Origin of the sequence: Lachnoclostridium sp. An131 (assembly GCF_002160825.1) — a bacterium.
In the GTDB taxonomy this organism is placed as follows: Bacteria; Bacillota; Clostridia; order Lachnospirales; family Lachnospiraceae; genus Laedolimicola.
The window spans coordinates 1-25,546 of sequence record NZ_NFLI01000019.1; the positions used below are offsets into that span (position 1 = coordinate 1).

22 protein-coding genes and 1 pseudogene are annotated in these 25,546 nt (G+C 51.5%); 21 read left to right on the top strand and 2 right to left on the bottom strand.

The window, feature by feature from the left end; translation table 11 throughout:
* Window positions 1-203 precede the first annotated feature (203 nt).
* Window positions 204-1,931, bottom strand: coding sequence for an IS1634 family transposase (locus B5E77_RS14205; RefSeq protein ID WP_087166018.1), 1,728 nt, complete (start codon window positions 1,929-1,931; stop codon window positions 204-206).
* A 68-nt stretch (window positions 1,932-1,999) separates the two neighbouring features.
* Here B5E77_RS14205 and B5E77_RS14210 point away from each other — a divergent pair, with 68 nt between their 5' ends.
* The 15 genes and pseudogenes from B5E77_RS14210 (at window position 2,000) to add (ending at window position 17,060) form a co-directional block, all read left to right on the top strand.
* Window positions 2,000-2,200: a hypothetical protein gene (locus B5E77_RS14210; RefSeq protein ID WP_087166019.1), complete on the top strand. Its 201-nt coding sequence runs from the start codon at window positions 2,000-2,002 to the stop codon at window positions 2,198-2,200.
* Window positions 2,201-2,635: 435 nt separating this feature from the next.
* Window positions 2,636-3,916 (top strand): saccharopine dehydrogenase family protein, encoded by a 1,281-nt coding sequence (locus tag B5E77_RS14220; protein WP_087166021.1) that lies wholly within the window; start codon window positions 2,636-2,638, stop codon window positions 3,914-3,916.
* A gap of 209 nt (window positions 3,917-4,125) precedes the next feature.
* Complete coding sequence (locus B5E77_RS14225; protein WP_087166022.1) at window positions 4,126-5,916, top strand: aryl-sulfate sulfotransferase; 1,791 nt, start codon at window positions 4,126-4,128, stop codon at window positions 5,914-5,916.
* A gap of 320 nt (window positions 5,917-6,236) precedes the next feature.
* A complete protein-coding gene (locus B5E77_RS14230) occupies window positions 6,237-7,295 on the top strand; it encodes an ABC transporter substrate-binding protein (protein ID WP_087166023.1) in 1,059 nt (352 codons plus the stop codon).
* Between the two features lie 91 nt (window positions 7,296-7,386).
* Window positions 7,387-7,725 (top strand): P-II family nitrogen regulator, encoded by a 339-nt coding sequence (locus B5E77_RS14235; RefSeq protein ID WP_087166024.1) that lies wholly within the window; start codon window positions 7,387-7,389, stop codon window positions 7,723-7,725.
* 17 nt (window positions 7,726-7,742) lie between these two features.
* Complete coding sequence (locus B5E77_RS14240; protein ID WP_087166025.1) at window positions 7,743-8,891, top strand: ABC transporter ATP-binding protein; 1,149 nt, start codon at window positions 7,743-7,745, stop codon at window positions 8,889-8,891.
* Window positions 8,875-9,729: an ABC transporter permease gene (locus tag B5E77_RS14245; RefSeq protein WP_087166026.1), complete on the top strand. Its 855-nt coding sequence runs from the start codon at window positions 8,875-8,877 to the stop codon at window positions 9,727-9,729. Before B5E77_RS14240 ends, B5E77_RS14245 begins: the two co-directional genes overlap by 17 nt.
* 121 nt (window positions 9,730-9,850) lie before the next feature.
* Window positions 9,851-10,651, top strand: coding sequence for an ABC transporter permease (locus B5E77_RS14250; RefSeq protein ID WP_330394710.1), 801 nt, complete (start codon window positions 9,851-9,853; stop codon window positions 10,649-10,651).
* Between the two features lie 13 nt (window positions 10,652-10,664).
* Window positions 10,665-11,108 carry a GNAT family N-acetyltransferase gene (locus B5E77_RS14255; RefSeq protein ID WP_087166027.1) on the top strand — a complete coding sequence of 148 codons (444 nt, stop codon included), beginning with the start codon at window positions 10,665-10,667 and terminating at the stop codon, window positions 11,106-11,108.
* An 18-nt stretch (window positions 11,109-11,126) separates the two neighbouring features.
* Window positions 11,127-11,966, top strand: a complete 840-nt coding sequence (locus B5E77_RS14260; RefSeq protein ID WP_087166028.1) for a purine-nucleoside phosphorylase — start codon at window positions 11,127-11,129, stop codon at window positions 11,964-11,966.
* 27 nt (window positions 11,967-11,993) lie between these two features.
* Entirely contained in the window at window positions 11,994-12,440 is a 447-nt protein-coding gene (gene cdd / locus B5E77_RS14265; RefSeq protein ID WP_087166029.1) for a cytidine deaminase, read from the top strand.
* Window positions 12,437-14,551, top strand: a complete 2,115-nt coding sequence (locus B5E77_RS14270) for a hypothetical protein (protein WP_087166030.1) — start codon at window positions 12,437-12,439, stop codon at window positions 14,549-14,551. The genes cdd and B5E77_RS14270 overlap by 4 nt, the downstream gene beginning before the upstream one ends.
* Before the next feature lie 40 nt (window positions 14,552-14,591).
* Window positions 14,592-14,903 (top strand): annotated as a pseudogene (locus B5E77_RS14275) (class I SAM-dependent methyltransferase); the annotation flags it as partial.
* Between the two features lie 268 nt (window positions 14,904-15,171).
* A complete protein-coding gene (locus B5E77_RS14280; RefSeq protein ID WP_087166032.1) occupies window positions 15,172-15,849 on the top strand; it encodes a transaldolase family protein in 678 nt (225 codons plus the stop codon).
* 227 nt (window positions 15,850-16,076) lie between these two features.
* Complete coding sequence (add, locus tag B5E77_RS14285) at window positions 16,077-17,060, top strand: adenosine deaminase (protein WP_087166033.1); 984 nt, start codon at window positions 16,077-16,079, stop codon at window positions 17,058-17,060.
* Between the two features lie 140 nt (window positions 17,061-17,200).
* Here add and B5E77_RS14290 read toward each other — a convergent pair whose 3' ends face one another.
* Window positions 17,201-18,109 (bottom strand): S1 RNA-binding domain-containing protein, encoded by a 909-nt coding sequence (locus tag B5E77_RS14290; RefSeq protein ID WP_087166034.1) that lies wholly within the window; start codon window positions 18,107-18,109, stop codon window positions 17,201-17,203.
* A 140-nt stretch (window positions 18,110-18,249) separates the two neighbouring features.
* On the opposite strand from B5E77_RS14290, the gene aroD reads away from it, so the two are divergent.
* The 6 genes from aroD (at window position 18,250) to B5E77_RS14320 (ending at window position 25,543) form a co-directional block, all read left to right on the top strand.
* Entirely contained in the window at window positions 18,250-19,020 is a 771-nt protein-coding gene (gene aroD / locus B5E77_RS14295; RefSeq protein ID WP_087166035.1) for a type I 3-dehydroquinate dehydratase, read from the top strand.
* Between the two features lie 34 nt (window positions 19,021-19,054).
* On the top strand, window positions 19,055-20,782 hold the full coding sequence (locus tag B5E77_RS14300) for a S8 family peptidase (protein ID WP_087166036.1): 1,728 nt from the start codon (window positions 19,055-19,057) through the stop codon (window positions 20,780-20,782).
* Between the two features lie 169 nt (window positions 20,783-20,951).
* The gene (locus tag B5E77_RS14305) at window positions 20,952-22,475 is read left to right on the top strand and encodes a S1C family serine protease (RefSeq protein ID WP_087166037.1); all 1,524 of its coding nucleotides are present in this window, start codon (window positions 20,952-20,954) and stop codon (window positions 22,473-22,475) included.
* A gap of 99 nt (window positions 22,476-22,574) precedes the next feature.
* Window positions 22,575-24,062, top strand: a complete 1,488-nt coding sequence (gene clpX, locus B5E77_RS14310; RefSeq protein WP_087166038.1) for an ATP-dependent Clp protease ATP-binding subunit ClpX — start codon at window positions 22,575-22,577, stop codon at window positions 24,060-24,062.
* 72 nt (window positions 24,063-24,134) lie between these two features.
* Window positions 24,135-24,428: a hypothetical protein gene (locus B5E77_RS14315; RefSeq protein WP_087166039.1), complete on the top strand. Its 294-nt coding sequence runs from the start codon at window positions 24,135-24,137 to the stop codon at window positions 24,426-24,428.
* Window positions 24,429-24,469: 41 nt separating this feature from the next.
* On the top strand, window positions 24,470-25,543 hold the full coding sequence (locus B5E77_RS14320; RefSeq protein ID WP_162609711.1) for a DUF3810 domain-containing protein: 1,074 nt from the start codon (window positions 24,470-24,472) through the stop codon (window positions 25,541-25,543).
* Window positions 25,544-25,546: the final 3 nt, after the last annotated feature.

Sequence of the window (25,546 nt, forward strand, 5' to 3'; positions counted from 1 at the left end):
TTTATGACAGCCTGCCTGCAAAGGGCTATGTAATCCTTGATGGAGCCTTGATAGACAGCAGAGATGCAAAAAGCCGCGCATTGACAAACAACGGGATACAACCTATAATCCCATCTTTGACAGTTAAGTAAAGAAAAAATCGCTGTATCCCTTGTATTTACTGGGCTACAGCGATTTCTGCCGTTGTTGCGAACTATAGTAATTTATTCCTTTCCCTTACTTTTTTTCTGGATTGTTCTCATTTTACTTTTGGTTATGAATTGGTAGTCTGTCCGGAATCCGCAGGCCTCGTGAAGATCATCCGTGATGGTTTCCCGTTTATACAGCGGGATAAAGCCCTGTTCCTGTATCTCGGCGAAGTTCATTGCTTTCAGCGTGTCCAGCAATTCTTCACAGGTGTATTTCGAATCCAGTTTTTTCTCAAGGTAACGGTAGATGGTTAATGCAAGGAAACAGATCAGGAAGTGTGCCTGGATCCGGTTCTCATCCCGTAAATAAACCGGCCTTGCGGAAAAATCTGTTTTCATAATCCGGAAGCATTCCTCGATCTGCCATCTGCCTTCGCTTACTTTTAAAATGTCACCGACCTCATCATCCAAAAGATCCGTACATACTGCATAGAATCCATCATACTGCGCTTCTTCCGCAATCTTATCCTCATCCAGATACTGCCTGATATCCGCAGCTTCTCCCTCTTTTGTAACCGCTATCTTTCCAATGAAACGGGCCGGGTCATTGGGGTTCTTCCGATTCTTTTTTGCTTTTCCCGAATCCAGCATTTTTTGTGCCCGTTCTACCTGTTTGTCACGGATGGATTTCTGGTATAAGGCATATTTAGGGGAGTAGGTTATGATTAAACGCTGGTGCAGCTTTTTTGTGGTATACGGTTCATCCTTGTAATAAAGCCCTTTGTCATCCTCCGGCAGTTTCGTGATATCGACGGGCGCGTCATCGGAGACCTGTTTAAATCCCTGGAAGTTTAACGCCCACTCTTTTTCTTCTTTTGCCAGTTTTTTGACCGACTGGGTGACGATATAAGCCCGTTCTCCCATATGGTTGTATTCCCGGATGGTTTCCGATCCCAGTCCGGCATCGCTGCAATAAATGAATTTCTGGCATCCGAAATCCCCAAGGACTTTCTTCTCTAACGGCTTTAGTGACGTCTGCTCGTTTGCGTTTCCCGGGAAGAGGGAAAACGCAAGTGGAATTCCATCCCCGTCCATGAATAACCCCATTTGAATAATCGGGTTTGGCCGGTGCTCTTTGCTTTTCCCGTACTTTTTGCTTCCGTCTTCCTGCTCAATCTCGAAATAATAATTCGAGCAGTCATAATAAAGGATCTTATCATTCCTTTGCCCCAGGAGATGGCTGTTCTTATAGACCTCTGCCTGAATAAGGTCACATTCCGCCCCAAGGACATCCAACGCGCGGTATACATCGTGAAGCTCATAGGAAGGTTTTTCCAAAAATTCAGATGCGGCCTTATAGGAAGAACGCTTGCTGCAGGGTTCCAGGATCCTTGTATAAATCAGATCAGAGAGGATTGCATTGATGTCGTAATCAAACTTATATTTTTGTTTCAGTTTCCGGCAGATTTTATTCATCTGCATCTGGTAGTAGATGGATTGAAGGAAAAGATAGCCTCCCCGGTAAAAGACCTGCTTATCATAATCTAACTGTCTGTCTGCATGAAAAGGGATCAAAACGGTTTTCGCTTCTTTTTCCCTTTTATATTTTTCGGTTTCTATTTTCACTTCATTTTTGGCCCATGCAAGGACATCATCCCTTGTCGGGCCATGCTCGGCTAAGAGCTGTTCCAAAGTTCCCAGCTTGCGGACAATCATGGAAGAAGTGCTGCCGTTTGCTTTCACATAAGATTTGCAGATATAAAAGGATTCGGAATTTTTAGATTTGGTTATATGAAGATTCATGAACAATGCCTCCTTTTCCTTATTATACCACACAATAACATAAAATAACATACTAAAAAGCAAAAAAATTGACACAAAAAAAGCAGGTTTTATGCGGCCTGCAAGGTATTTTTCGATTATTCAACTGTCAAACTCCCGGGTGGAAGGCCCTTTCTGCAAAGGAGACCGGGCGTATCGGCGGACTGATGACAAAGAAAAAGAAGGAAATAAAGGAAAAGCTTCGCAGGACTGAGGAGGAGCAGGAAGGCCTGATGGAGGAGCTGCTGTGAAAACGAAGTTTTTTGGGAAGCTTTTTTGACACAGATTTTCATTGTATTTTGAACTTCTGGCTGATATAATAATCTCATAATTTAAGATACCGGCAGAGGATAACCCTAGAGACTTTCCGCAGACTGCCGCCGGCTTACACATCCGTGACGGGAACGAGAGGTTTGTGCCGTCATGCGGCTGGGAAGCAGCGAAAGCGCCGAAGAAGCAAACAAGGGAACGCATCATTCCTGAGTGGAAACTGACAGGCAAAAGGAAGGTTATCCGACGGAGCTCTGGAGAGAGCGGCAGAATCAGCAGAAGGAAAAGGATTTGTGCCGCCGCCTACGTGGCTATAACCAACTGGTAAAAGGACAGAGAGACAGATGCAGGAAGCATCTGTCTCTCTGTCTTTTTTCGATTCTGCGGGAGCTTTAGCTTGAAAGGAGAGAGATTTTATGAGAATGATGCTGGTCGGAGCAGGAGCTGTAGGGGAATGCATTCTGAAGACACTGAAAAAGCGCAGCGCGAATGGAAGCTGGCTTTCCTACGTTCTGATAGCGGATTATGACGGAAAGCGGGCGGAAGAAGTAAGGAGACACCTGGAAGCGGAGCCGGGGAACAGCGGGAAAGGGAAGGAAAACGGGATTGCCTTTGCCTGTGTTCAGGCAGATGCGCATGACAGGAAAGAGCTTGTCCGGCTTATGAGAGAGCACAGGATTGATTTTGTCATGGACGCGGCCTCTCCCTTTGTGAGCAACTGTATTTTTGACGCGGCGTATGAGGCAGGGGCAGATTATGCAAGTATGGGAACATGGTCTGTCCCGAAGGAGAATCCGGCTTTTGGGGCGGGATTTGAAGGAAGCTACCTGGAGCCTATGACAAAATATAATTTTGACCGGCATGAGGACTGGAAGAAAAAAGGACAGATGGCCTGTATCTGTCTTGGAATTGATCCTGGAGTAGTCAATGTTTTTGCAAAGTATGCGGCAGAATATCTTTTCGACGAGCTTCTGGAGGTTCATGTCAAAGACGGTGGAAATCTGACGCCCCCGGAAAGCGAAAAAAATGAGATTCTGTTCGGTTTTAATCCATGGACGGTGCTGGATGAGGTCATGAATCCCAACGCTGAGTGGGATCGGGAAAAGGGCTTTCTGATAGAGGATGCCTTTGCGGGGGAGGAGGAGTTCCGGATGCCGGCACCCTTCGGGCTGAACCGTCTTGTAAAGGTAGAGCATGAAGAGGTAGTCACACTGCCGCGGTATCTGAAAAAATACGGCCTCAGAAAGGCAAGCTTTAAAATTGCTTTGGACGAAAATCTTCTGAACGCCCTGAAGGTAATAGACAAGCTGGGGCTTAGAAGCCTTCGCCCTGTGGAGGTGGACGGTGTGAAGGTAATTCCCCGGGACGTAGTGGCGGCATGTGTTCCGAAGCCGCAGAATACCGGAGGCGATCTGACAGGAGGCATGTGCGTAGGTGCACACTGTATTGGAATCAAGGATGGAAGGAGAAAGGAATATTTCATCTATCAGCCCTTTGATAATCAGGATGCGCTGCGCGATTTTGGCATGCAGGCGGTTGTGGCCCAGACCGGATTTGGCGCGGCCCTGGGAATTGAACTGATCGGAAGGGGAATCTGGCGGGATGCAGGCGTGTTTTCTCCGGAATATTTTCCGTCGCGGCCATTCATGGAGCTGATGAGGGAAACAGGACTTGCATACGAGATAGAAGAGAGGTAAAATAGGGCTGTATTTTGGAAGATTCTACACCCTGAATTTTCGCTCTTTCGGGTAGACGCAGATTTTACGTAATTTTTATAATTACTTCACAGGAAAAACATAATGATCTGGTTAACTGAAATGGGAAATTCTGCGCCAGAGGAGGCTTTCTCATAAGCAAGCGGTTCTGGCGGTGAAGAAAGAAGATTATGTGGTGAAAAGGAGAAAGGATGAAAAGCGAAGAAGGCAACAAAGGCAAAAAGGGGAAAAAGAAGCTGATTATTGTACTGGTGGTTTTACTTCTGGTGATTCTCGCAGTGCCGGCGATAGTCATGTACATAGGAAAGTCATTTACAGCCCAGGAGACAGTAGTACGTACGGACTGGACTACCGATGTAGGTGAGATTGTGGATCAGAATGAGGAACTGCAGATTCAGTATGCTGAGGCGGAGCTTGGCGGTTATATCCGGGTTCTGCAGCTGGTTCCCATGGATATCGAGGAAGAGGGCTTCACTTATTATGATACGGCAGTGCAGGAAAGGCTGGACGGCGCGCTGGAAAGTCTGAAGAGCAGCAGTAAAATGGACTGGACGGCGGAGACACCGCTTGCGGTTCTCAATCCATATGGAACCGGCAGCAATGGACTGTATCTGTATTTTGAGACGGATCAGAAAACGCAGGTGAGCTACACGATTCATGTGGATGATGCGGAGATTTCTGACTATACGGCGGCAGCGCAGGATCTGGACAGTGAACAGGAGTATACCAGGGAGCATGAGTTTCAGATCGTCGGCCTGGTGCCGGGAATGACGAATGAGGTCACGATGACGATTACCGGCTCCTGGGGAAATGTGCGCCAGATAGTCAGCTTCCAGGTGGACATGCCGGAGACACAGTCCGGCTACCCGATCCGGCTGGAGACCACGGACGGCAGCTCAGACGCAGAGCTGGCGGACGGCCTGTACGCGATGATGCGCATCAACGGCTACCTGGGATACAGCTTCTTCTTTGACAATGAGGGCGTGCTCCGGTATGAGATGGTTCTGGAGGGCTATGGGCCCGACCGGATCCTGTTTGATGGGAACGATATCATTACCTGCGTTTCCAACGGAAAGCTGGCGCGGTTGAACGGGCTGGGCCAGGTGGAGCAGGTCTATGACCTTGGCGAATACGCCCTTCATCACGACATCGGCTTTGGCAGAGATGGGGAGATTCTGGCTCTGGCAGAGCTGGAGGGCTCGGAGAATGTGGAGGATCTGCTGCTTTCTATTGATATGGAGAGCGGAGAGGTCACTCAGCTTATTGATTTTAAAGAGGCTATGTCGGGATATTATGAAATGACGCGTCCGATTTCTGCTACGGACGATTTCTTCTGGCAGGCAGGAGAGTGGGACTGGATTCATCTGAACAGCCTGCAGTATATGGAGGAGAGTGACAGCCTGATTGTATCCTCCAGAGAGACCTCGACAATTATCAAGCTGAGTAATATTCATGAAGATGTGGAGCTTTCATGGCTGGCCGGAGACAGCCGCTTCTGGGAGGACACGCCCTATGCGGACTACTGTCTGGAGCAGGAGGGAGACTTCGTGCCCCAGTACGGACAGCACTGCGTGGAGTATCTGCGGGCAGGCGATGAGGACGGTGTCTACTATCTGGCTGTATACAACAACAATTACTGGTCGCTGAACAGCCGTGATAATTTTGAGCTGGAGCTGGCAGACAGCGTCGGTACGGATCTGTACGGGCTGGGTGATGAGACGAGCCAGGTATATGTGTACAGGATAGACGAAAACAATGGTACCTTTGCGCTGGATTCTTCCTTTGACGTCCCGTACTCCAGCATCGTATCCAACGGCTCCGTCTGCAGCGGGGACGGAAACTGGGTGGTAAACAGCGGCGTATCGAAGGTATTCGGCGAGTATGATGCGGAAGGGAACCTGATCCGCGAGTTCGCGTATGAATGCGATATGCAGAATTACCGGACGTTTAAGTATGATTTTACGGGATTCTGGTTCCGGTAAAGAAAAAAACCATTGACGTATTCCGCATTATTGTATATAATCCAAAGTGCGGAGGAACACAGGAAAGCTGTGGGATGAAAAAGAACTCCGCCTAATATGGTGGTTTCGCCCGCGTGCGGGCGGAGGTCATTGGTTAGTAGAAGCACATAGGACGGGAAAGTCAGTAAAGCTTTCTCCCGTCCTATTTTTTGTGTATAAGAAAGGGTTCGGCGCTTTTGATACCGAAAACGGGAAAGCTTCTTCTGCGCGCAGGTTCTGCGCGGCCTGTGGCTTCTGACAGGCAGGACCGCCTTTTATCACGAAGAAGAGGAGAATGATGGATGAAAAAGAAAGGTATTGTTTTGGCACTGGTTACTGCGCTCTGCACGGCAGCACTGGCTGGCTGTGGAGGAGGCTCTGACAGCGGAGAGAAGCTGTATCTGTATAACTGGACGGAATATATTCCTCAGGAGGTCTATGACGCCTTTGAAGAGGAGACGGGAATCGAGGTTATCGAGTCCACTTTTTCTTCCAATGAGGAGATGCTTGCGAAGCTGACTGCGGGCGGAACAGATCAGTACGATATGGTAGTGGCCAGCAATTATGTCATCAAGGCCATGCAGGAGCAGGGACTGATTCAGGAGCTTGACAAGACCCAGCTTGAGAACCTGGGAAATATCAGTGAGGCAGCTCTGGGAATGGATTTTGACCCGGAAAACCAGTATTCCATTCCGTTCATGGGTGGAATTACCGTCATTGCGGTGAATACAAAGATGTGTGAGGAGCTGGGCGTAACCATTGAGTCCTTTAACGACCTTCTGAACCCGGCCCTGGAAAATAATATGGTAGTGGTAGACGATGTGCGTGAGATTGTGGGAATTGCCCTGAAGGCACAGGGACAGGATTCCAACACGACGGATCAGGCAACCATCGAGGGAACGCTTCCCTGGCTGAAGCAGCTTGTTCCCAATATCAAGGCTTACGACAGCGACAGCCCGAAGACGCTGCTGGCTTCCAATGAGGTGGCTGTAGGCGTGGTTTACAATATCGATGCCGGCATGGCCATCAATGAGAACCCGGATATCGATGTGGTGTTTACAGAGGAGCCCTGCGAGATGTCCATGGATAATTTTGTGCTGACCTCCGGAGCGCAGAATGTGGAGAACGCCATGAAGTTTATTGACTTTGTGCACCGCCCGGATATTTACAAGATGATTCTGGATGTATTCCCGGGTGTCTGCGCAAATGACGCGGCCCTGGAGATCATGGATTCCCGTTACCTGGACAATCCGGGAAGCAACGTAGACCAGTCCGAGATCGCCCGTGCAAACCTGATTGAAGAGGTTGGCGACGCTGTTACTTACTATGACGATGTGTTTACACAGATGAAGACCAACTAAAAGCTGCATTTCTATGTTCCCGCCCATTGCTGCGTTTGCGCGGCAGGGCGGGAGCATACTGGCTGAGAAACTATTTAAGCGGAGGTGGCTTATGAAAAAAATAGAGATTATTACGAGACCGGACAAACTGGATATTATCAAGAAGATTCTTGCACAGAATGAATATTCCGGCATGACTGTGACTGCGGCCATGGGCTGCGGACGCCAGAAGGCGGACGCCAAGGATTTTGAGGAGCTGAATCTGGAGATGAACCTCCTGCCGAAGATTCATGTGATGACGGTTGTGTGGGACGAGGATCTGGAGGAAATCCTGGTGGAGCTTCAGCAGAAGCTGACGACAGGAAGCGTGGGAGACGGAAAGATCTTTATTTCCACAATTGACGATGTGGTGAGAATCAGAACAGGGGAGCGTGGATACAAGACCCTGTAATACAGGAGGAACAGCAGATGAGTGATACCCGGGGGAACGTAATCATCAGACTTACGGATGTAGATAAGAGCTTTGACGATGAGCGCGTCGTAAAGAAGCTGAATCTGGACGTAGAGGAGGGAGAGTTCCTGACCATGCTGGGCCCCTCCGGATGCGGAAAGACGACGACGCTGCGTATGATTGCCGGATTTGAGGTGCCCACATCAGGCCAGATTTTTCTGGAGGGAGAAGACGTGGATGACAAAAAGCCCAATGAGCGGAATGTCAACACGGTGTTTCAGAATTATGCCCTCTTTCCCCATATGAACGTATTTGATAATATTGCGTTCGGACTGGTGGAGAAAAAAGTAAAAAAGGATGAGATCCGCAGCAGGGTGGAGGAGATGATCAAGCTGGTGCAGCTGGACGGCATGGAAAAAAGGATGCCTGCCCAGATGTCTGGCGGACAGAAGCAGAGAGTGGCGATTGCGCGGGCTCTGGTAAACCGTCCCAAGGTGCTCCTTCTGGACGAGCCTCTGGGAGCTCTGGATCTGAAGCTCAGAAAGCAGATGCAGGGCGAGCTGAAGGCGCTGCAGCGCCGGCTTGGAATCACCTTTATCTATGTGACCCATGATCAGGAGGAGGCCCTGACCATGAGCGACCGGATTGCGGTTATGAACAGGGGCCGCCTGGAGCAGGTGGGGACGCCGGAGGAGGTTTACAATCATCCGGAGACCAAGTTTGTGGCTGACTTTATCGGCGAGTCCAACATCATCGAGGGATATATAGAGAATATGACGGATGATTCCATTGAGGTCACAATGGAATCCGGCAAGGCCATAATTCATGAGACAGGCTACCGGATGGAGGAGATGGTATATCTCTGTATCCGCCCGGAGAATCTGAAGATTTCCACAGAGGAAAAGGAAGGCTTCCGGTTCCGGGGACAGGTGAAGGAGCATATCTTCATCGGTTCCACCAATAAAACCATGATTGAGATGCCGAACGGCCAGATGCTCAAAAGCGTGACTCCGGCGGAGGATGAGCTGATTCCGGTAGGGACTGCGGTCAATGTGTTCTGGAATCCCGGAAAAGCAGTGGTGATGCGGACGAAGGAAGAGCAGATTTATAATGTAATTGAGCAGTCGGTAGAGATAGAGGGAATGACAAATGATCAAATCTTTTAAGAAGCGCATCGGCGCGCTGGTGACGGTAGGGCCGACCGTGCTCTGGCTCGGCTTCTTTCTGATGATACCGCTGATCTATGTGATCGGTATCAGCTTTTTGACGAAAAACGCCTATGGAGGCGTGGATTTTACCTTTACGCTTTCCAACTACGCGGCTCTGTTCAATAAAGAGTATGTGAAAGTATTTGCGGATTCCCTGTGGCTCTCACTGGAGACTACAGTGATCTGCCTGATTGTGGGCTATCCCTTTGCCTATATCATAGCGAACGCGCCCAAGAAATGGAAGCCGGCCCTGGTGCTGCTTCTCATGCTTCCGTTCTGGACGAACTCTCTGATTCGTACCTACGGATGGAATACGCTGCTTCGGACAGAAGGCATTATCAACCATTTCCTGCAGTGGGTCGGCATCATCGATGAGCCGTTGAATATGCTGTATACAGACGGCGCTGTCCTGCTGGGTATGGTGTATGCGCTGCTGCCCTTTACGGTGCTGCCTCTTCATACTTCCATCGAAAAGCTGGACAAGTCTCTTCTGGAGGCGGCCAGCGACCTTGGCGCGTCCAGAGCGCACACTTTTACGCGTGTGATTCTGCCCCTTACGATGCCGGGCATCTTCGCGGGGTCTATTCAGACCTTCATCCCGTCCCTGGGCTTCTTCTTTATCTCAGACATGATGGGCGGCGCAAAGACCATGTATATCGGAAACCTGATCAAGAATCAGTTCCTTTCAGCCCGGAACTGGCCGCTGGGAGCGGTTCTGTCCATTGTTCTGATTGTGATTACACTGGTACTGATGAGGCTGTACACGAGAGTCGGCTCACTGGAAGACATGGCGTAGGCAAGGTGAGCCCGTCAGGGCGGGAAAGTGCCCTGGGGCAAATCGAGCTGGCACGGCTCATGTATGTATATGGCAGGCGCCCTGGGGTGCATAAGCCATGCAGTAAGAGAGGGATACCAAGATGATGAAACGTAGAAAAGTCAGAGAATTTAAGCCGGGCAGCGTGTTTTATGCCTGCTTAGTCTATCTGTTTTTATATCTGCCTATTTTTGTGGTGATTGCGTTTTCGTTCAACACTTCAGAGATGAATATTACTTTTCAGGGTTTTACTTTTGAATGGTATGGGCGGATGTTTGAAAACCGGCAGCTGATGCAGTCCTTTTTCAATACCGTGATTGTGGCTTTCTGGAGTACAATCCTGTCTGTTGTGATCGGAACGCTCTGCGCGCTGGGACTGTATAAATTTGAATTTAAGCTGAAGAATTTGATCAGCAGCTCCCTGTATATTCCGATCGTGATCCCGGAGCTGGTATTTGCGATTGCTCTGCTGATTTTCTTTTCTTCCATAAATGTCAATATGAATATGGTAACACTGATCATTGCGCACGTGACCTTTTCCATGCCCTTTGTGGTGATTACTGTGCGGGCCAGGCTGGCAGGCTTCGATAAGTCCATAGAAGAAGCAGCCAGAGACCTGGGAGCAAATGAGTTCCGTACCTTTTTCCGTGTGACGCTTCCGATGATTTCGCCGGGCGTGATTTCAGGTGGGATGCTGGCCCTGACCATGTCTCTTGACGACGTGGTGGTAAGCTTTTTCACCGCAGGACCGGAGAGCCAGACGCTGCCTCTGAAGATTCTTGGCATGGTGCGCAAGGGCGTTTCCCCGGATGTGAACGCTCTTTCTACCCTTATGATTCTTGGAACCATTGTGATCCTGTTGACGGCTACGCTGATTCAGGGTAAACTGGAGAAAAAGATGTAATAGGGAGACTTCGATGTTTACAGTTGAGACGATGACGGAAGAGATGCGCTCCGAGGTGCTTCCCATGGTGGACGCTTTTTACCAGAGTGATGCGGTCAGCCACCCGGTGGGGCAGGAGAAACAGGAACAGACCTTTGCAGATGCGGTCAGTGATGATCCGGTTCTGGAGGGCTATGTACTGAAAGAGGACGGCAGAATCATAGGATTCGCCTATGTGACGGTCTACTACGCCTGCGAAGTGGGCGGGCGCTGCCTGATGTTTGAAGAGCTGTACCTGAAGGAAGAAGCCCGGGGGAAAGGATACGGCAGCCGCTTTTTTGAGACTGTGATGAAGGAAAGAACGGAAATCCGGCGTTTCCGTCTTGAAGTAACGAGAAGCAATGAGAAGGCTGTCCGCCTTTATGAACGGCTGGGCTTTGAATTTCTCGATTATGATCAGATGATTTTGGATCGCTGAAGGACAGGAGGGGTGCCGATGAATCCCATATATGAGAAACTGATTGGCTGTTATGAAAGCATCAGGGAAAAGATTCCCTTTGTCCCGAAGACGGCGCTGGTGCTGGGTTCCGGACTTGGAGGATACGCGGATACGGACAACATCCGAATAGCAGGGACTCTGGATTACCGGGATATGGAAGGCTTCCCGCGCTCCACAGTGGAAGGTCATAAAGGCCGCTTTGTGTTCGGATATGTGGGCGAGGTGCCGGTAGTCTGTATGCAGGGACGGGTTCATTATTATGAAGGATATGCCATGAGTGATGTGGTTCTGCCCATCCGCCTGATGCGTCTGATGGGAGCGGAGACGCTGTTCCTGACCAATGCGGCGGGCGGTATCAATATGGATTACAGGCCGGGCGACCTGATGCTGATCCGGGATCATATCGCCCAGATGGTGCCTTCTCCACTGATTGGTCCGAATCTGGACAGCCTGGGCCCGCGGTTCTGCGATATGACGGATACCTATGACGCGGAGTATCGGGCCATTTTGAGAGAGACTGCCGGAAAAGCCGGCATTCCCCTTCAGGAAGGCGTGTATATTCAGTTTTCCGGCCCCCAGTATGAGACTCCGGCTGAGATACGGATGGCGAGGACGCTGGGAGCGGATGCGGCCGGTATGAGTACGGCCTGTGAAGCCATTGCCGCTCATCATGCGGGAATGCGTGTCTGCGGAATTTCCTGCATTACCAATATGGCGGCAGGCGTTACAGGAGAAAAGCTTTCCCATGAGGAGGTTCAGGAGACGGCGGACCGGACAGCGGAGCGGTTCCAGAAACTGGTGACGGCGGGAATCCTGGCTATCAATGAGAGAGCCTGAAAGGAGCTCTTGGCGGAGGCAGTGAATATGGATGATAAGACATTAATGCGGACAGCGATACAGGCAAGAGAGTATTCTTACAGCCCCTATTCGAAATTTCGGGTAGGGGCAGCTTTGCTTTGTGCGGACGGCAGCGTATATACAGGCTGCAATATGGAAAATGCGGCGTTTACGCCGGGAATCTGCGCGGAGCGCACGGCAATTTACAAGGCGGTCAGCGAGGGAAAGAGAGAATTTCAGGCGATTGCCATAGTGGGAGGCGCCCTGGGGCACAAGGCGCTTTCTGTGACAGCGCCCTGCGGGGTCTGCCGTCAGGTTATGAGGGAATTCTGCGATCCGGAAAGCTTTCGGATTATACTGGGAACCGGAGAAGAGGATTTGCACATCTATCTTCTGAAGGAGCTTCTTCCCTTGAGCTTTGGCCCGGAGAATCTGGAGCCGACCCAGGCAGAAGAGGAGGACAGGAATCCATGAAGATGTGGAAAGGGCTTTCGCCTGTAAAAAAAGAAATTTTTCTGCTTCTGATTATGGTGGGCTTTGGCCTTGTCAAACAGCTCCTGGTATATAATCTTCCGATCATGGCGGTTCCCAAAGGAGTCCATGACGACTGGATCATGGTGCATCTGGCGGATACCTTAAGAAGCGGCCAGTGGCTTGGGGAATACAACAGCCTGACTCTGACCAAGGGCATGTTTTTCCCGCTTTATCTGGCTGTGATCAATTTCTTTCATCTGTCTTATTTGAATGTGACGGCGTTTTTCTATACGGTAAGCTGTATGGCGTTTGTCTATGCGCTGCGGCCGCTGGTGAAAAAGCCGCTGCCGCGCCTGGCGCTCTATCTGGCGCTTCTCTGGAATCCGGTGTCCTATTCTCTCCAGGCATTTCAGAGGGTGTACCGGAACAGCATTTCGTATATTCAGGTATTGTTCATTTTCGCAGGCTTTCTGGCCGTTTATCTGCGGAGACGTGAGCCTGTGAAGCGGCATATCGGATGGATTATCGCAGCCACAGCCGGAACCGTCAGCTTCTTTTACACACGGGAGGACGCGATCTGGCTTGTTCCCTTCCTTGTGGTGTTTGTCCTGGTGTATCTGGGAAGCCTGTTTGGAATGTGGAGAAGAGAGCGGAAGACAGTGCAGACAGGGACATCTGCTTCCGCAGCGGGATCGGCCGTGAAAAAGGCTTTGGGGCTCGCCAGACCCTATATGCTGAAAGCCCTGCTGGCGCTGGTGCCGTTCTTATGTCTCTGGGGAACAGGGAAATGGATTGCCCGCCAGAATCTGAACCATTACGGAATTGAAGTCACGAACGAGCTGCAGTCCGGCGGTTTCGCTGAAATGTATAAGAGCATGATGTCGGTTAAGCCCGAAGAGGATATTCCGGGCGTCACCATGACCAATGAGAAAATTGCCCGCATGTGCGAGGTCTGCCCGACCCTGAAGGAGCTGGAGCCCTATATCCAGAGCAGCAAGGAATACTGGGCCGGAGAAGAGGGGGACGCGGAAAACTGGGAGGTTCGGGACGGCTGGGTATTCTGGATTTTCCGGACGGCGCTGGAACAGGCAGGATATTATACGGACGGAGCTGCCGCCAATGCCGTCTGTCTCCAGATACGGGACGAGATTGAAGCGGCTCTGGACGCAGGGCTTCTGGAGCGGCAGGCTACGATGCCTTCCACTTATATGTCGCCCTGGCGAAAGGGATATCTGGGCGATCTGTTCGGAGCGATGGGAAAAGCGATTGCCTACACGACCACCTATGACGAGATGGAGACGCTTGTCTACCTTTACAGCGAGCCGGACGAAAACGGCGGAATTCCGCTGTTTGAGCGGATTACCGGGGACAAGGCTGTCTGGTATGAGTCGGATCTGGTTGAGATGGCAGGCTGGTATGCGTCCTATGATGGCATGGAGGGCGTGACCCTGCAGGCAGAGCTCTCGGACGGAACTGTTCTTGGAACGGCGGAGTTTACGGAGAGTGAGGATGTGGCTTCTTATCTGGAGCAGCAGGGAATCTCTGCGCCCGGCAGTGAGAAATGCCGTTTTTCTCTGAAGCTTTCGGTGGAGGATAAGCCGCAGACGCTGTACCTGCGTGCATACCGGAACGGAGAGCTTCTGGACGAATATGAGCTGTCAGAAGACGTGACCCAGGTGGAGCGGGAGAGCTCCCGGCTGAATCTGGACTGGTATTGGGATGTGCCGGAGCGGCATGGTTTTCTGGCGTCTATCAATTACAAGGGTGAGATTTTAAACGGCATTCTGCAGGTATACCGCTGGACGGGCCCGGTTCTGGCCGTGCTGGGAGCGCTTTCCTGGATTCTGCTCTGTGCCTGCCGGATACGCTGCCTGGTAAAGAAGGAAAAGGATGAGGACGGTCTGGCGCGCTGGCTGGCTGTGACCTCTCTTCTTGCCAGTTACCTGGTGCTGCTTGGGGGTATTTCCTATTCGGAGATTTCTGGATGGAATGCGATTCTCTACTGGTATCTGTCAGGAGGATACCCGGTGATGATTGCCTTTGAGGTTCTGGCGCTGATTTTTGCCTGGCAGGAATGGAAAGCCTTTCGTGCGGAGAGAAAAGAGAGATAGCAGCTTTTGAAAGTGAGAAGATGCAGAAGGGGGCTGAAAAATGGAACGTTCCGACAAAAATATTGACGGCGGAAAGCCTTTTGACTGGGGAAGAACTTCCTCAGACTATGCCAGATACAGGGATATCTATCCACAGGAATTTTATGACCGGATTATCGGGCGGGACCTGTGTGTGGCCGGACAGAGCGTGCTGGATGTGGGAACCGGAACGGGAGTCCTTCCGAGAAATCTGTACCGCTACGGTGCAAAATGGATAGGAACAGATGTCTCTGAGAATCAAATTGCACAGGCGAGACTTCTTTCGGAGGGAATGGCGATCGACTATAGAACAGCCCCGGCTGAGGAAATTAACATGTGGGAGCAGGAGCATAAAAAGCTGCTTGCCGAAACCGCTCCGGAAGAATTTACAATTCTGCATTACGGAGCGCTTGCCGAACTGAAGAAAAAGGAAGCAAAGTGACGCAGACGTTTACAGGAGAGGAAGATTCGGGGCACAGAGGAAGAAATCAGGTCAGGAAAAAACCGGATTATTTGCAGTTGTAATCCATGGAAAATATATTATAATGGAATCAGCTGCATTAGATATGTGCGATTTTGGTGAAAAGCAGGAGGAATAGAGAATGAAACTGATTATTGACAATGCAAACATTGATGAGATTCGCTCCATGTACGAGTTTTTTCCGATGGATGGCGTGACCTGTAATCCGACGATTCTGGCCAAGGAAAAGCGCCCGCCCTATGAGGTGCTGAAGGAGATTCGCGACTTCATCGAGGAAGGCGAGCTGCATGTGCAGGTAGTCAGTGATCACGCAGACAATATGGTGGAGGAAGCCTATCAGATCCGCAAGGAGCTGGGCGACGATACCTATATCAAGATTCCGACTACCAAGGAGGGCCTGAAGGCTATCCGTATTCTGGCGGCAGCGGGAATCAATGTGACGGCTACTGCGATTTACACGCAGATGCAGGCGTTTTTGGCTGCAAAGGCAGGTGCCCTTTACGTAGCGCCTTACATAAACCGCATTGACAACCTTGGCTCCGATGGTGTGCGCACAGCCAAGGAGATTCACGATATGTTCCGCAATTACAAGTTCCATACAGAAGTGCTGGCGGCCAGCTTCAAGAATTCCCGTCAGGTTATTTCCCTCTGCGAGTATGGAATCGGAGCGACCACGATTTCCCCGGATGTTCTTGAGCTGCTGATTAAGAACGATTCTGTAACTGCGGCGCTGAACACCTTCCGCAGGGATTTTGAAAAGCTCTGCGGCAAGGGGAAAACCATGCTGGATTGTGGCTGACAGGATGAGAGAGGCCAGAGGACTGGCAGATATGAATGGAAATTGCAGATGTCCCTGTCGGAAGTTCTGACAGGGACATTTTTGCTGAAAATACAGTTGACATAAAATGTGTTTTTTGAGATATATGAAACAGGTGAAAATCTTTTCGTCTGTTTCAGGGATTTCAATCCCGCAGGATGGATTGAGGTACATTTATCTTAATACAACAGGGATAAAGGGGACAGACGATGATAGATTTGCATTTACATTTTGACGGCTCTCTGCTGCCGCGTACAGTGCTGGAACTGGCAGACGAGCAGGGAATCCGGCTTCCGGCCCGGGAGCCGGATGAGCTGAAGCTCTTTCTGACGGCTCCGGCAGACTGCAAAAGTCTGAACGAATATCTGGAAAAGTTTGATCTGCCTCTTCTGGTGCTGCAGACGAAGGAAGCGATCCGGAAAGGCATGTATACGCTGGCAAGTTCTCTGAAGGAGCAGGGAATGCTGTACGCGGAGATTCGTTTTGCGCCCCAGCTTCATACGAAAAAGGGACTGACGCAGGATCAGGTGGTAAAGGCTGCCATCCTGGGGCTGCAGGAGGCTCTGGCAGGCTCCTTTTTTAAGGCAAAGCTGATCCTGTGCTGTATGCGTGGCACGGACAATCTGGAGGAAAATCTTCTGACAGTGCGGACAGCCGCAGCATATCTGGGCCGCGGTGTGGCTGCGGTTGACCTGGCCGGGGCAGAGGCTCTGTATCCCACGGAGGATTATGAGGAGGTTTTTGCTCTGGCAAGGGAGCTGTCTGTACCGTTTACCATTCATGCCGGAGAAGCAGATGGGGCGGAAAGTGTGTGGGCGGCTCTCCGTATGGGAGCCTGCCGGATCGGCCATGGCGTGCGTGCCGGAGAAGACGCAAAGCTTCTGGCAGAGCTTCGGAAACGGCATATCCCGCTGGAAATGTGTCCCAGCAGCAACGTGCAGACAAAGGCAGTTCCGTCTCTTTCAGAGCATCCGGTGCTCCAGTATCTGCGACAGGGACTGGCGGTGACGGTCAACACAGACAATATGACAGTTTCCGATACGACGATAGACCGGGAATTCCGGCTTCTTCAGGAGGAGCTTGGGATGACGCAGGAGGAACGAAAGGCCCTTCTTCTGAATGCAGCGGACGCCGCGTTTCTGACAGGAGAAGAGCGGTGGCGCCTGAAGGATGTGATTCAGAAGGTGTGCTAAAGTTGAAGATTGAAAAAGAGGGAGTCTGCGGTTTCATTACGAACCTGCAGACTCCCTCTTTCTGTAGGAAAGCTGATTAGCCGGTGTACAGGGAGCGATACGCTTCGGCTCCTTGTATACCGGCGTTATGCCGAAAAGAATTAATCAAGCTTGATATTCTTGAACAGCTCGCCCAGGCTTGTAGTCAGCTCCTCGCTCTTGGGAAGCACAACCTTCTCCTCGCGCACCTCTTCAGCAGCCACGTCCTTCAGAGCCTTCATGCTCAGGGACAGCTTACCGTCTTTAATGGCGATAACCTTTACCTTTACTGTATCGCCGACCTTCAGAACAGCGTCCGGGGTCTTGATGCGCTTGTCGGAAATCTGGGATACATGAACCAGGCCGGAGAGTCCTTCGCCCAGGTCAATGAATGCGCCGTAGGGCTGGATGCTCTCTACCTTTCCTTCTGTCACAAGGCCAACCTGTACATTGGAGATCTTTGCGCGGCGTTCTTCAGCAGCCTTTTCTCTTAAGATTTCACGGGCGGAGAGAACGAGTCTCTTTTTCTCTGGCTCTACCGTGATAACCTGCACCTGGATTTCCTTATTCAGCCAGTCCTCCAGATTCTCCACGTAGCTTAAAGACAGCTTGGAAGCCGGAATAAAGCCGCGGATGCCTTCTACATAGGCGATGACGCCTCCCTTCACGACGCCTCCGACCTTCACATCCAGAACAGTCTTCTCATCCAGATACTCCTGAAGCTTTTTCCAGGCCAGTTCATCGGCTGCGGCTTTTCTGGAAAGCAGAATGTGTCCCTGCCCGTCGTCTGTACGCAGTACGGTGGCAGTCACTTCATCTCCCACATGTACGTCGTTTTTGATGGAGAAGGAGGGATCCTCTGAATAATCCTCTGCGCGGATGATTCCGTCGGTGTAGGATTTCAGATCTACGGTCACTTCCGTCTCCGATACGCCGATGACAGTTCCGGTCAGCACATCCCCCTCCTGCACCTTGTGCAGGGAGGCTTCCAGCTCGGTTGCGTAGTCGTCCATGGTCAGTTTCTCTTCCATTTTGCAAATACCTCTTTTCGTAAATAATATTTATGGCGCCAGATCTCAGGAAGGGCGCCCATAGCTCAAAAAAATTGTCCAATGTCTATATTATATGGTAAAATGGGACAAAAAGCAAACGCAAATCAGGAGAAAAGCATATGAATATCGTAAAAATAAGAGATGTGAAGCTTGGGGAAGGATGCCCGAAAATCTGTGTACCCATTACCGGACGGACGAAGAAAGAAATCCGGCTCCGGCTGGAGGAGCTTTTGGCAGCCGGCGCGGATCTGGCGGAGTGGAGAGCCGACTGGTATGAAGAGGTATTACATCGGGAACGGCTGCTGGAAATGCTGGATTTTCTGAGGCAGGGCCTTGGAGAGATTCCCCTTCTTGTGACCTTCCGCACCAGAGAGGAGGGCGGAGAGCAGGAGATTTCACGGAAAGAATATGAGAGCTTCCTGCGGCAGGTGCTTTCCTCAGGAAATGCAGATTTGATTGATGTGGAGCTGTTCCGCGGAGAGGAGCTTCTCATCGGGATCTGCAGGGAAGCACATAGAGCCGGAGTGAAGGTGGTGGCCTCCAGCCATGATTTTGAAGGAACGCCGGAAAAGGAGGAGATCATCCGTAGACTCTGCCGGATGCAGGAATGCGGGGCGGACCTTCTCAAACTGGCGGCTATGCCGCAGAATGCCGGTGACGTGCTGACGCTTCTGTCTGCTACCTGGGAAATGAAGGAAAAGTATGCAGAGCAGCCGCTGATTACCATGTCCATGGGAGGAACGGGGCTTGTGAGCCGGCTGGCCGGGGAGGTCTTCGGTTCGGCGCTGACCTTTGGATCGGCAGGCGTGGCTTCCGCGCCGGGACAGATCGGCGTAGAGGATTTAAAAATGATCTTAAGTCTTCTTCATGAAAATGAGGCTTCGGCATAAACTGTTTAGAGACTGAAAAAGGCGGAGAGTTTCTGTGGAAAATTCCAAGCTTGAAAATATGCTGAACCTGGCGCTGGACGCCACGCCGGAGGAGAGGGCGCGGTCCCTGAATCTGGATGTGGGCTTTGACAGGGAGGAGAATACCTGGGAGCTTATCGTAAAATATTCCGGTTCTCTTTCCGATTTGGCAGAGGAAGGGATCACGGTGACGGAGCTTCTGAACGAGTATGCGATCCTGATTGTGCCGGAATCCAGGATCGGCCGTCTGGCAGAGGTTCCGGAAATTGAATACATTGAAAAACCAAAGAGGCTGTTTTTCGCTGCAGAGCAGGGAAGGACAGCCTCCTGCGTTACCGGGGTGCAGAATGCGCAGTATGATCTGTACGGCGACGGGGTACTGGTGGCAGTGCTGGATTCCGGCGTGGATTACACGCACCCGGATTTCTGTAATGAGGACGGTACGACCCGGATTCTGGCCCTCTGGGATCAGACGATTCCGGGCAGACCGCCAGAGGGCTATCGGATTGGAACAGAATATACGAAGGAGCAGATTGATGAAGCTCTGGCGCAGAGCGATCCGGCGCTCCGGAGAGAGCTGGTACCGAGCGTAGATACCAGCGGCCATGGCACCCGGGTTCTGGGCATTGCGGCAGGAAATGGAAGAGCTGGAGGCAGGCGCTACCGGGGCGTGGCGGCAAGAAGCGCTCTGCTTGTGGTAAAGCTGGGGACTCCCCGGACGGAAGCCTTTCCCCGCACGACAGAGCTGATGCAGGCGCTGGATTACTGTATCCGCAAGGCACTGGAGCTTGGCCTGCCTGTGGCAGTCAACATCAGCTTTGGGAACACGTACGGAGCTCATGATGGAACCTCCCTTCTGGAAACCTATATTACTGATATGGCAAACATCTGGAAATCCGTCATCTGTATTGGGACAGGAAATGAAGGCTATGCCGCAGGTCATGCATCGGGAGAAATTCGGAGAGGGGAGAGAAAGCAGATCCATCTGGCAGTAGGCGAATACGAAGCGGCGCTGAATGTGCAGATCTGGAAATCTTACCTGGATGACATTTCAGTGGCATTGATAAGTCCTGGAGGCCGCAGCGCGGGATTTATCCAAAATGTGCTGGGTCCGCAGCGTTTTACGCTGGAGCAGACGGAGATCCTGCTGTACTATGGGGAGCCCTCTCCTTACAGCCAGTCTCAGGAAATTTATGTAGAATTTCTTCCGCTGGGAGATTATGTGGATTCCGGAATTTGGACACTGGCTCTGGAAGCGCAGGAGGTCCGGGACGGCCAGCTTCACCTGTGGCTTCCAAGCTCTGTGCTCCTGAATGCCAACACCCGGTTTCTGGAGCCGGAGCCTTATACAACCCTTACCATTCCTTCCACCGCACGGCGGGCAGTGGCGGTGGGGGCATACGACAGCCGAAGCCGTACCTATGCAGACTTTTCGGGCCGCGGAAACACGAGGGATGGCCGGGAGCGGCCAGTGCTGGCTGCTCCCGGAGTAGATGTGGTGACGACCGTGCCCGGCGGCGGCTACGCCGCCGCCACGGGCACGTCTTTTGCGACGCCCTTTGTGACTGGAGCCGCCGCTCTGCTGATGCAGTGGGGTATTACTGACGGAAACGATCCGTTCCTGTACGGGGAAAAGGCCGCTGCCTACCTGAAAAAGGGGGCGGGTCCGCTTCCTGCTTTCCAGGAGTATCCGAATCCGCAGATTGGCTGGGGGACGCTTTGCGTAAGGGAAAGCCTGCCGTAGCGGGAAATGGATGGTTTTTATTTCCGAGAAATATCCGAACACAGGATATAGAAGGCTGCTTCCCTGTTTTTCCCGGATTATGTAATCAAATTTTAATTCTTTCCTCACACTTTGAACACATTTCCCTGATACACTAAGACATAACGAGTGGAGGAAGGAGTTCATCTTTATGTACGATTATGATAATCATTCACAGAATTCTGACGGCTCTGCTTCAGATTCCGGCGTAAGCACAGGATCGAGCAGCGAGTACCGCTACAGCGGGCCGTTTTATCAGGATAATATCAGTTCCGGGTCATCTTCGGAGAACAGAGAGGGCAGCGCTTCTTTTGAAGGGACAGACAGCAGCTCCGGTTCGTCTTCCGGCTATCATTACAGCTACAGCAGCGGAAGCTATCGGAACACTGGAGAAGTGCCGCCCAAAAAGAAAAACAAGAAAAAAAATGGAAGGACGCTTGCCAAAACCATCTGCATTGCGCTGGTCTTTGGTGTGGTCGCAGGGGCGGCGTTTCAGGGGACGAATTATATCGGAAGGCAGCTGTTTGGCGATGATGTGATGACTGCGGGAGAAAGTACCACTGTGACACCGGAGATTGGCACGGTAACGCCCCAGCCGCAGGCAGGTGAAGGAACGTCCTCCGGGATGTCGGTAGCCTCTATTGTAGAGGAGTGCATGCCCTCCCTGGTGGCGATTACGAATGTAAGCGTCCGTGAGGTGCAGAATTACTGGGGCTTTGGCTGGTATGGCCTGCCGCAGGAGCAGGAAGAGGTTTCTACGGGAACCGGCATTATTATTGGACAGAATGATACAGAGCTTCTGATCGTGACCAATAACCATGTGATTTCCGGCGCGACGGAATTGACGGTTCTGTTCAGCGTAGACGAAGGAAATGAGGAGGACAGCGCAGTGCAGGCGCAGATCAAGGGAACAGACGCCACAACGGATGTGGGAGTGATTGCGGTGCCTTTGGATCAGATCCCGGATACGACCATGTCTCAGATCAAGGCGGCCAGCATTGGCGATTCCTCAACTCTGAAGGTCGGCGATCAGGTAGTTGCTATAGGAAATGCGCTGGGCTACGGACAGTCGGTAACGACCGGTATTGTGAGCGCCCTGAACAGGGAGGTTACGCTTCAGAACGATGACGGAACCACAATCAACAACCGGCTGATTCAGACCGACGCGGCGATCAATCCTGGCAACAGCGGCGGGGCGCTGTTGAATATGCAGGGCGAGGTCATCGGAATCAATGAGGCAAAGCTTTCTTCCAGCTATGTGGAGGGCATGGGCTATGCGATTCCGATTTCCGATGTGGAAAGCATCATCGGCGATCTGAAGAGCCTGGAAACCCGCTCTGAGGTAGCGTCAGAGAATATGGGATATCTGGGAGTCACCTGCCAGGATGTCACACAGGAGGTTTCCGAGATGTATGATATGCCGGCAGGCGTATATCTGAAAACTGTCGTTCCGAACTGCGCGGCGGACAAGGCCGGACTGCAGAAGGGCGATATCCTGACGAGGTTCGATGGAGTGAGCGTAACCAGCTATGATGCGCTGCGCGAGCGCCTTCAGTATTACGAGGCAGGCGAGACGGTAGAAGTAACCGTACAGTCTCCGGGAGACGGCGGCTACACTGAAAAAACGGTAAATATCACTCTGAGCACACAGCAGGAAGTAGAAGCAAATCAGTAATATAACAGGCCGGACGCAGAGAAAAGCAGAGGAAACTCCTTTTTCTTGCGCCCGGCCGTCCTTTTATGCTATACTCGGGGAAAGGAGTATACAATATATATGGAAGATAAGGATTATTTAAAAGATACAGAGAAAAACAGGGAAAAGGATTCTGTGGAAGAGACAGAGGAGCTGACGGAGCTTCAGCCGGGGGATTCTGCGGACAGCCAGAAGACAGAGAGTGAGGAAGAAAAGGACTACGAACGCTTCTGCTTCCTGTGCCGCCGGCCGGAAAGCAAGACAGGAAAATTGATTACGCTGGCCCAGGGAATGGCCATCTGTCCGGAATGCATGCAGAAAACCATGGATACGATCCAGAATGGAAATATCGATTTCTCGAAGCTTCAGGGGATCAATATGATCAACCTGTCGGATCTCCAGAATATGATGCCCCGGCAGCAGAAGGTGAAAAAGAAAAAGACAAAAGAAGAGAAAGCAGCAGAGCCGGCTTTTGATATCCGCAAGATTCCGGCTCCCCATAAGATCAAGGGACAGCTGGATGAATTTGTGATCGGGCAGGATTATGCAAAAAAGGTGATTTCCGTAGCCGTCTACAATCACTATAAGCGTGTGGCGACCGGAACCCAGGATGATATTGAGATTGAAAAATCCAATATTTTGATGATTGGACCGACAGGAAGCGGAAAAACTTATCTGGTGAAGACGCTGGCAAGACTTCTGGATGTGCCGCTGGCTATTGCGGACGCCACCTCCCTGACGGAGGCCGGATATATCGGAGACGATATTGAGAGCGTGATTTCCAAGCTCCTGGCGGCGGCAGATAATGATGTGGAAAAGGCAGAGCGCGGGATTGTTTTCATCGACGAGATTGACAAGATTGCAAAGAAAAAGGATACCCATCACCGGGATGTGAGCGGGGAGTCTGTGCAGCAGGGGCTTTTGAAGCTTCTGGAGGGCGCAGAGGTGGAGGTCCCTGTGGGAGCCAGCAGCAAGAATGCCATGGTACCTCTGACGACGGTAAATACGCGGAATATCCTTTTTATCTGCGGAGGAGCCTTCCCGGAACTGGAAAACGTGATCAAGGAGCGCCTGAATAAAAAGTCCTCGATGGGATTTCAGGCGGATCTGAAGGATAAGTATGACAGCGATCCGAACCTGCTCTCAAAGGTGACGCTGGAGGATCTGCGGAATTTCGGCATGATTCCGGAGTTCCTGGGACGGCTTCCGGTGATCTGTACGCTGGACCGCCTGACCAAGGATATGCTGGTGCGTATCTTGAAAGAGCCGAAAAATGCAATTCTGAAGCAGTATCAGAAGCTGCTGGCCCTTGATGAGGTGCAGCTGGAATTCGACGAAGGGGCTTTGGAGGCCATTGCGGAAAAAGCGTTGGAAAGGGATACAGGAGCCCGTGCGCTTCGGGCGATCATCGAGGAGTTTATGCTGGATATCATGTATGAAATTCCGAAAGACGATGATATCGGCCGGGTGACGATTACCCGGGAGTATATCGAACATACAGGCGGTCCGCTGATTGCCATGCGGGGAGTGCTGAAGCTGGAAAGCCAGAGCACGGCTGCCCAGGGCTGAGCCTGGGAGCATCAAAGAAATCCCGGGATCAGGAGGAAATTAAAAACGGGCTTATGGAAAGGAGAATGGGGTATGAACAAGGACATATGGGATGACATCGGAAGAGCAGTTACCGGAGCAGCAGATACTGTGAGCCGCAAAACAGGAGAGCTTGTGGATGTCGCGAAGCTGAAAAACCAGATCTACAGCCTGGAGCGGGAGATGAAAAGGGATTTCGAGGCTCTGGGGAAAATTGTATACGAGCGCTATACGGAGGAAGGCGCGACGGAAAAAGCCTTTGAATCACTTTGCGAGGAGATCGCCCGCAGAGAGATTCTGATTGACCAGTACGAGGGCGAGATCGAAGAGAAGAAAAAAGCGATTTAATGAGGAAGATACAGACGGAGAAATGCAGGCAGAAGGCGCGGATGATAAAAGCACAGCCGTCAAAGGCTACTCTGATATGGGCCGGCCTTTTATTGTTCACGGTCATATTGAATCTGGCGGCCCGGCTTCTGCCGGGCTTTGCTGAATGGTACGCGGTTCGGGTTTACCCGTTGATTGTGGGAACCCTGGGGCGCTTTTGCGCTCTGTTTCCCTTTTCCGTATCGGAGCTGCTGCTTTACATCTGCCTGATTCTGCTTTTGGGAGGCTTTTTGCGGGTTCTTTTTCGGAAGCTTCCGCTCAGAAGGGCCGCCGCTGTGCTTGGGAAGGCCGCGATTGCTCTGTTTTTGATGTTCACCCTGAACTGTGGAATCAATTATCACAGGCTGGCCTTTTCAGAACGCGCAGGCTTTGAGATTCGGGAATCTACAGTGGAAGAGCTGACGGCCCTGTGTGAGCAGCTGGCAGGGGAGATCAACGAGGCCGCTGCAGAAATTTCGGTAGATGAAGAGGGGTATTTCACACTGGATATCGATATCGATGTGGAGGAGGAAGCTGTGAGAGCCATGAAGGCAGCCGGAGAGAGCTATCCGGAGCTTGCGGGCTATTATCCGCAGGCGAAGCCGGTTCTTGGCTGGTGGATTTTGTCTTATCAGCAGCTGCAGGGCATTTACAGTCCTTTTACGGCAGAGGCCAATTATAACAGCGATATGCCGGATCAGGACAAGCCCTCCACAATCTGCCATGAGCTTTCTCACTTAAGAGGCTTTATGCGTGAGGACGAGGCCAACTTTATTTCTTATCTGGCCTGTATGGCCTCGGACAGCGCGGCTTTCCGATACAGCGGGGCGGTTCTGGCATTTATACACAGCGGGAACGCGCTTTACAGGGAAGACCCGGAAGGCTTCCGGGAGATCAGGGCAAAGCTTTGTGAACAGGCGCTTCGGGATCTGGCGGATCACAATGCCTACTGGAACTCCTATGACGGAGCAGTGGCGGATGCAGCTGACAGGATAAACGATACCTATCTGAGGGCCAATGCGCAGGCGGACGGGACAAAGAGCTATGGGCGCATGGTGGACCTGCTTCTGGCCTGGAATCGGGAAAAAGAGGGATAATAA

Excerpts from the sequence above, each read along its gene's own strand:
- B5E77_RS14235 (WP_087166024.1), top strand. The coding sequence starts at position 7,387 with ATGAAAAAAATAGAGATTATTACGAGACCGGACAAACTGGATATTATC.
- cdd (WP_087166029.1), top strand. The coding sequence starts at position 11,994 with ATGGATGATAAGACATTAATGCGGACAGCGATACAGGCAAGAGAGTAT.
- B5E77_RS14315 (WP_087166039.1), top strand. The coding sequence starts at position 24,135 with ATGAACAAGGACATATGGGATGACATCGGAAGAGCAGTTACCGGAGCA.
- B5E77_RS14240 (WP_087166025.1), top strand. The coding sequence starts at position 7,743 with ATGAGTGATACCCGGGGGAACGTAATCATCAGACTTACGGATGTAGAT.
- B5E77_RS14220 (WP_087166021.1), top strand. The coding sequence starts at position 2,636 with ATGAGAATGATGCTGGTCGGAGCAGGAGCTGTAGGGGAATGCATTCTG.
- B5E77_RS14305 (WP_087166037.1), top strand. The coding sequence starts at position 20,952 with ATGTACGATTATGATAATCATTCACAGAATTCTGACGGCTCTGCTTCA.
- B5E77_RS14230 (WP_087166023.1), top strand. The coding sequence starts at position 6,237 with ATGAAAAAGAAAGGTATTGTTTTGGCACTGGTTACTGCGCTCTGCACG.
- aroD (WP_087166035.1), top strand. The coding sequence starts at position 18,250 with ATGAATATCGTAAAAATAAGAGATGTGAAGCTTGGGGAAGGATGCCCG.
- B5E77_RS14245 (WP_087166026.1), top strand. The coding sequence starts at position 8,875 with ATGATCAAATCTTTTAAGAAGCGCATCGGCGCGCTGGTGACGGTAGGG.
- B5E77_RS14255 (WP_087166027.1), top strand. The coding sequence starts at position 10,665 with ATGTTTACAGTTGAGACGATGACGGAAGAGATGCGCTCCGAGGTGCTT.
- B5E77_RS14260 (WP_087166028.1), top strand. The coding sequence starts at position 11,127 with ATGAATCCCATATATGAGAAACTGATTGGCTGTTATGAAAGCATCAGG.
- clpX (WP_087166038.1), top strand. The coding sequence starts at position 22,575 with ATGGAAGATAAGGATTATTTAAAAGATACAGAGAAAAACAGGGAAAAG.
- B5E77_RS14205 (WP_087166018.1), bottom strand. The coding sequence starts at position 1,931 with ATGAATCTTCATATAACCAAATCTAAAAATTCCGAATCCTTTTATATC.
- B5E77_RS14280 (WP_087166032.1), top strand. The coding sequence starts at position 15,172 with ATGAAACTGATTATTGACAATGCAAACATTGATGAGATTCGCTCCATG.
- B5E77_RS14250 (WP_330394710.1), top strand. The coding sequence starts at position 9,851 with ATGATGAAACGTAGAAAAGTCAGAGAATTTAAGCCGGGCAGCGTGTTT.
- add (WP_087166033.1), top strand. The coding sequence starts at position 16,077 with ATGATAGATTTGCATTTACATTTTGACGGCTCTCTGCTGCCGCGTACA.
- B5E77_RS14225 (WP_087166022.1), top strand. The coding sequence starts at position 4,126 with ATGAAAAGCGAAGAAGGCAACAAAGGCAAAAAGGGGAAAAAGAAGCTG.
- B5E77_RS14270 (WP_087166030.1), top strand. The coding sequence starts at position 12,437 with ATGAAGATGTGGAAAGGGCTTTCGCCTGTAAAAAAAGAAATTTTTCTG.
- B5E77_RS14320 (WP_162609711.1), top strand. The coding sequence starts at position 24,470 with ATGATAAAAGCACAGCCGTCAAAGGCTACTCTGATATGGGCCGGCCTT.
- B5E77_RS14290 (WP_087166034.1), bottom strand. The coding sequence starts at position 18,109 with ATGGAAGAGAAACTGACCATGGACGACTACGCAACCGAGCTGGAAGCC.